The organism is Streptomyces sp. NPDC056503 (genome assembly GCF_042794995.1).
GTDB lineage: Bacteria > Actinomycetota > Actinomycetes > Streptomycetales > Streptomycetaceae > Streptomyces.
The window spans coordinates 1-3585 of the sequence record NZ_JBHTST010000255.1 but is presented as its reverse complement, the minus strand read 5'-3'; the positions used below and the strand labels follow the sequence as shown (position 1 = coordinate 3585).

General features: G+C 76.4%; 4 protein-coding genes. 3 read left to right on the top strand and 1 reads right to left on the bottom strand.

Annotated features, from left to right (window positions below):
• Window positions 1–303 precede the first annotated feature (303 nt).
• A complete protein-coding gene (locus ACFQ8C_RS36750; protein ID WP_383466273.1) occupies window positions 304–741 on the top strand; it encodes a Rieske (2Fe-2S) protein in 438 nt (145 codons plus the stop codon).
• A gap of 84 nt (window positions 742–825) precedes the next feature.
• On the opposite strand, the gene ACFQ8C_RS36745 is transcribed toward ACFQ8C_RS36750, so the two are convergent.
• The gene (locus tag ACFQ8C_RS36745) at window positions 826–1755 is read right to left on the bottom strand and encodes a hypothetical protein (RefSeq protein ID WP_383466271.1); all 930 of its coding nucleotides are present in this window, start codon (window positions 1753–1755) and stop codon (window positions 826–828) included.
• A 252-nt stretch (window positions 1756–2007) separates the two neighbouring features.
• Between ACFQ8C_RS36745 and ACFQ8C_RS36740 the strand changes: the two genes are divergently transcribed.
• The gene (locus tag ACFQ8C_RS36740; RefSeq protein ID WP_383466269.1) at window positions 2008–2622 is read left to right on the top strand and encodes a papain-like cysteine protease family protein; all 615 of its coding nucleotides are present in this window, start codon (window positions 2008–2010) and stop codon (window positions 2620–2622) included.
• A gap of 2 nt (window positions 2623–2624) precedes the next feature.
• On the top strand, window positions 2625–3497 hold the full coding sequence (locus ACFQ8C_RS36735; RefSeq protein ID WP_383466274.1) for a hypothetical protein: 873 nt from the start codon (window positions 2625–2627) through the stop codon (window positions 3495–3497).
• Window positions 3498–3585: the final 88 nt, after the last annotated feature.

The window sequence follows — 3585 nt, the reverse complement described above, 5'->3', positions numbered from 1 at the left end:
GGATCCGAGAGGTCCCGGACGACCCGGCGGTCGCGCCGGCACGGCCCACGGCGCCCCGCCGGTTCACGCCGGTGGGGTCGTCGCCCCCGCCGGGTCCGCGCGGCCCCCGCCACGGGCCCGTCTCCCGCGTCCGGCGCGAGTCCGTCTCCCGTGCCCGCCACGGGCCCGTCTCCCGCGTCCGGCGCGAGGCCGGTACGCGCCCGGTGCGCGTGTCCCGGTGCCGTGGGCCCAGCCGAAACCGCATCAAACGGCGCGGGTATCGTCGGGGCAGACCACCGTCCCCCGCCCCCGTGGAGAGCGATCATGTCCGGCCAGTCCACCCGCCGCACCGTCCTGAAGGGTGCCGCTCTCGCCGGTGCCGCCGGGCTGGGAGTCGCCGCCTGCTCCACCGAGTCCAAGCTCGGCCACGCCGGGGTCCCGACGCCGACCGCGCCGGTCGCCCTCGGCTCGCCCGACGAGGTCCCCGTCGGCGGCGCCAAGCTCTTCCGCGAGCAGCGGATCCTGGTGAGCTGCCCCGCCAAGGGCCAGTACAAGGCCTTCAGCGCCCAGTGCACTCACGCCGGCTGCGTCCTCGACAAGATCGAGGACAACGAGGGCAACTGCCCCTGCCACGGCAGCCGCTTCGACGTCACCACCGGCAAGGCCCTCCAGGGCCCCGCCACCGTCCCGCTGCCCGCCGTCGAGATCCGCGTCGAGGACGGCGAGCTCGTCGCCGGACCGAAGGCCGCGCCCTCCGCCTGAACCGCCCGGACGAGGACACCGGGCCCCCGTCCCGGCGCCCGGACGGGGACGCCCGGTCCCGTCCCGGCGCCCGGTCCGGGACCCTCAGTCCCAGTCCCAGTCGATCCCCAGGATCCCGGGACGCACCCCCTGCTCCACCAGGTGGACCGTGCGGTGCCGGCCGCCGAGCGTCAGCTCCGTGCGGCCGCCGCGCGGAGCGCCCGCCGACGCCTGGGCGAAGCGCCGGCACCGTACCGGCAGCGCCGCCTCGTCGAAGGAGACCTGGAGCACGTACTGGCCGCCCGCGAAGGTGAAGCCGCGCAGGTACTCGCCGCTCGGGCCGGCCGTCCCGTCCTCGAAGCCGTACGAGAACAGGTGCGTCTCACCGGCCCGCAGCCGCGCGTCGAAGAGCAGCTCGGCGACGACCACGCCCGTCTCCGCGTGCCAGCGCACCCGCCCGGTGCGGCAGTTCTCCACCGATCGCACCCGCACCCGCGCCGGGTCGCACCCCGGGTCGCCGTGGTGGAGGGCGAGGTAGCGGTCGACGCCGTCCCGGTGCGCCCGCACCACGTGCTGCGACTCGCGGCCGGCCAGCTCCCGGCCGGGACCGATCCGCACCCGCTCGTGGTGGCCGACCGTGTGCAGCCCGCCGTCCGCCGGTGACTCCAGCTCCGCGAAGAGCTCCTCCACCGCGCCCGAGGCCTCCATCAGCGAACGGTACGAGCGGGCCGCCGGCCGCTCCACCCCCTCCCGGGCCGCCGCGTCCCCGGTCAGCAGCCGCAGCAGCGAGTTGTCCGGCAGCTGGAGCACCTCCTCCAGCGCCCGGACCGCCTTCAGCGACTCCGGCCGCTGCGGGCGGCGCGCGCCCTGCTGCCAGTAGCTCAGCGAGGTCACGCCGACCTTGACGCCCCGGTGCGCGAGATGGTGCTGGACCCGCTGGAGCGGCAGTCCGCGCACGGCCAGCGCGGTGCGCAGCGCCAGGTGGAAGGGGCCGGTGTGCAGCAGCTGCACCAGATCGGCCTCGGTGTGGCTCACACGGGCTCCTCGGTGAACGTTCACGCCCCCGGCGCGGGTCGCCGGGGCCCGGACGGCGGGCGGGCAGGTGGGCGGCGGGCGCGCGTTCACACCCGCGCCACACCGTTCACAGCCCGATGTCACCCCGCATTGAAGCGTGTTGACCCGCTCCCGACAACGACCGATGCTCCAAGCGGTGTCCGGACGCCACCTCCACCCCCCACACCTCTCCACCCCCCACCCATCCCCACCCCCCGCACTGGGAGGAACCCCATGCGCAGACGACTCCGGAACGGGAAGCGGAGCCTCGTGGCGTTCGCCGCCGCCGCGCTGCTCCTCGTCCCCACCGCGGCCTCGGCGTCCGCCGCGCCGGCCCCCGTACCCGCCGAGACCACCGCCGCCGCCCTCGGTGCCAAGCGCCTGAACATCACCATGCAGGCCCAGCAGAAGACCAACTGGTGCTGGGCGGCCGGCGGGAACACCATCGCGACCTGGTTCGGCCGCGGCTACAGCCAGAACCAGTTCTGCAACGCCGCCTTCCAGCGCCAGCAGGGGTACGACTGCCCGAACTGGCAGGCCACCCTCGGCAACGTCCAGACCGGGCTCTCCTGGGCGGGCGTCAACCCCGGCTCCTACGTCGACGGCTGGCTCCGCTACTCCACCGTCCAGACCGAGATCAACGCCGACCGGCCCGTCGAGACCCGCATCCAGTGGTCGAGCGGCGGCGGCCACATGCACGTGCTGTACGGATACGACGACGCGAACAGCTGGGTCTACTGGGGCGACCCGTGGCCTTCCAGCAACCGCTACAACTGGGCCTCCCACGCGTGGTACGTCGACAACGGGTCCTTCTCCTGGACCCACTCGCTCTACCGGATCGGGGCATGATCATGACCACCACCGGACTCCTGACCGGAGCCGCCGCCGCGCTCCTCGCCCTCGGCGCCACCGCCCCGGCCGCCGCCGCGGGCCCCGGAGGGCCGCCGCCGGCCGCGCCGACCGCCGAGCGGGCCGCCGCCGCGCCCGAGACCCTGGCCACGCTCGGCCGCTTCTTCGCCCGTGACGGGGCGCTCGCCCGTACCGACGCGGAGCCCCGGATATCCGGCGCGTCCGTCCCGGTACGGATCCTCTCCGCGGACTTCGTCGCCGGGAAGGCGGGCGCGCCCGTGGCCCGCGAGGAGTTCCGGGCCAGCCTCGCCGTCGCCGCCGACGGACAGAGGGCGTCCCTGTGGACGGTGCGCGGTTCCGACGGCTGGCGGGTGGTGAACATCGCCACCGGCGACGACGAGATCCGGTACGCGCGCGAAGGGGCCGGGAAGCTCCCCGGCGGCCTCGTCTTCCGCGAACCGCAGATCGACGCCTGGTACGTCCAGAAGGGGGCGAAGGTGCTGCCGCTGGACGAGGACGCGGTCAAGGCCGTGGGCCGGAACGGCACGACCCTCGCCGCCTACCGCGACCGGGTCACGCGCGCGTACGCCGACAAGCTCCCCGGCTCCCCGTACGCCCGCAAGGGCGCGGCGGGCGGCTACGCCCCCGAGGCCGCCGGTACGGGTACCGCCGCCGGCACCGGGTCCGCCGCCGCGCCCGCCGCCGGTCCCGCCGCGCCCGCCGCGGGCACGGCGGCGGGCGGTCCCCGTCACCAGCCCGCCGCGGCCACCGCCGCCTCCACGGTCGCCGCCTTCGGAGCCGTGACGGCCCTGGCCCTGACCGCCGCCGCGGCCCTCCGCCGCCGCGCGACGGCGCGCCGCACCCGGGAGTCCTGACCACCGGGACCCCCACCCATCCCGCCCGCCGCCCGCACCCGGCCCACCCGGCCGCGGCGGCGCCGTCCGGCCCGGGCCCCCACGAGGC